Origin of the sequence: Pseudoalteromonas sp. S2893 (genome assembly GCF_005887105.1) — a bacterium.
Classification (GTDB): Bacteria; Pseudomonadota; Gammaproteobacteria; order Enterobacterales; family Alteromonadaceae; genus Pseudoalteromonas; species Pseudoalteromonas atlantica.
In genome coordinates, this window is sequence record NZ_PNCY01000074.1 from 1 (window position 1) to 1,930 (window position 1,930).

2 protein-coding genes and 1 pseudogene are annotated in these 1,930 nt (G+C 36.6%); all 3 read left to right on the forward strand.

Going from position 1 to position 1,930, the window contains the following annotated elements:
- Nucleotides 1–411: 411 nt before the first annotated feature.
- A complete protein-coding gene (locus CWC04_RS19165; protein WP_138686188.1) occupies nt 412–945 on the forward strand; it encodes a GNAT family N-acetyltransferase in 534 nt (177 codons plus the stop codon).
- 138 nt (nt 946–1,083) lie between these two features.
- Nucleotides 1,084–1,164, forward strand: a pseudogene (locus CWC04_RS20025) (twin-arginine translocation signal domain-containing protein); the annotation flags it as partial.
- A gap of 78 nt (nt 1,165–1,242) precedes the next feature.
- Nucleotides 1,243–1,740, forward strand: a complete 498-nt coding sequence (locus CWC04_RS19170) for a lactoylglutathione lyase family protein (protein ID WP_039972524.1) — start codon at nt 1,243–1,245, stop codon at nt 1,738–1,740.
- Nucleotides 1,741–1,930 lie beyond the last annotated feature (190 nt).

Sequence of the window (1,930 nt, forward strand, 5' to 3'; positions counted from 1 at the left end):
AAACGCGTAGGTCGGATAAGCAAAGGGCCATCCGAAAAGGCTAATTAATTTCTTCCCCGCAGTGATAGCATTTATTTTTTGGCAGGCGATAGCTAGTAGCTGATTGCATTACCTGGTTTTTCTTACAATTTGGGCAAAAGTAATTAATAACATTCATAATCAGCGCGATTGCAAAAATAAAACTGCCAATATAAAACGGGTTTGTATAAAACTGGCTACTCGCTGGTGAAAACATAAAGCCAATAACACATATAATCAATGCGGCTAAATACACTCGAAATTTGATTGCCTTACTCAAAATTAAATTCTCCTTTTTTTATCTTTTTATCAAATAGATTGGAAATTAGCCACTTAAAGTTTATTTTGGGTATTTTAAAGTGTAATTAAGGATATACGGAGATCAAAAGTTAAATGGAAAAGTATTTACATATAAAAATATCAAAAGACATAAAGCTCTCACCTTTATTAGAAAGTGATGCTCCTGATGTTTTAAGATTAGTTAATGAAAACCGTATTAATTTAGCAAAATATCTTTACTGGGTTAAAGATGTGTCAGACATAGCGTCGGCCCATAAATATATTTTTGAACGAGTAAATAGCGGAAAAAGTGGTTCACGATGGTTCAAAATAAACTTTAAAGGTAAGTTTTGTGGTGTATTTGCCATTAAATCAATATGTCCCGATTCGGCAGTTGCTGAATTAGGCTATTGGCTAGCTCAAAACGCGCATGGTAACGGGATTATTAGTCAAATCATTTCAAAAGCTACGCAGCTACTCACGAGCACTCATGTTAAATTTATCGAATTTAGGTGCCTAGAGAGAAACGAGGCAAGTATAAAGGTTGCGTTGAAATCAGGCGCTTTGCTCGTACATGTTATACCTAATTTTTTAGTTGCAGATAATGTATTACAAAGCCTAAATATTTATAGAACCCCAGTAAAATAATAAAAATATTACAGCTCTCACCATCACAAAACGTAATCATAAATATCATATTTGATAATTTTTTGTCCTCACTACAATCATTTATCATGGCTAATTCCTTTAATTACATTTAACGCCTTTGCCGTTAAGGAACATGCCATGAGTAAAAAAGAGCTAAATCGAAGAGACTTTATGAAGTTATCGGCTGCTGGGTTGGGTGCTGCCGCGCTGCCTATGCTGTTTACAAGTTTAAATGCTAATGCCAACCTGCAAGCAGCTGATAAAGGCGAGCAAGCAAATGGCTTAGCTGATTCGCCAATGCCTTATCCGCGCACGTTTTCGCATATTGGTGTGTCAGTGCCAAGCCTAGAAAAAGCGGTTAAGTTTTATACTGAGGTGCTGGGCTGGTATTTAATTATGAAACCCACACAAATAACAGAAGATAAATCACCGATTGGTGAGATGTGTACTGATGTATTTGGTGCTGGGTGGGGCAGTTTTAAAATAGCCCATTTATCAACAGGGGATAGGGTGGGGGTTGAGCTATTTGAATTTAAAAATCAGCAAAACCCAAAAAATAATTTTGAGTATTGGAAAACGGGAATATTTCATTTATGCGTACAAGACCCTGATGTAGAAGGACTCGCTGATAAAATAGTGGCCGCGGGCGGAAAAAAGCGTATGAAAGCGCCGCGCTATTATTACCCAGGGGAAAAACCATACCGCATGATTTACATGGAAGACCCGTTTGGCAATATTTTAGAAATTTATAGCCACAGTTACGAGCTTATATATTCAAGTGGCGCTTATGGTTAATTTATTATGTAACGAGTCACTGTACTTTATTCAATAAACGCTAATAAAAAAGCGTTGCCCTAGAGCAACGCTTTTGTATATTTTTTACAGCTTACAGCTTACAGCTTACAGCTTACAGCTTACAGCTTACAGCTTACAGCTTACAGCTAACTTATTCCGCCGCTAAGTAATCTAAAACCACTTGATTTTT

What these genes read in the sequence shown, in the direction of transcription:
- CWC04_RS19165 (WP_138686188.1), top strand. Translation starts at nt 412, where the DNA reads ATGGAAAAGTATTTACATATAAAAATATCAAAAGACATAAAGCTCTCA.
- CWC04_RS19170 (WP_039972524.1), top strand. Translation starts at nt 1,243, where the DNA reads ATGCCTTATCCGCGCACGTTTTCGCATATTGGTGTGTCAGTGCCAAGC.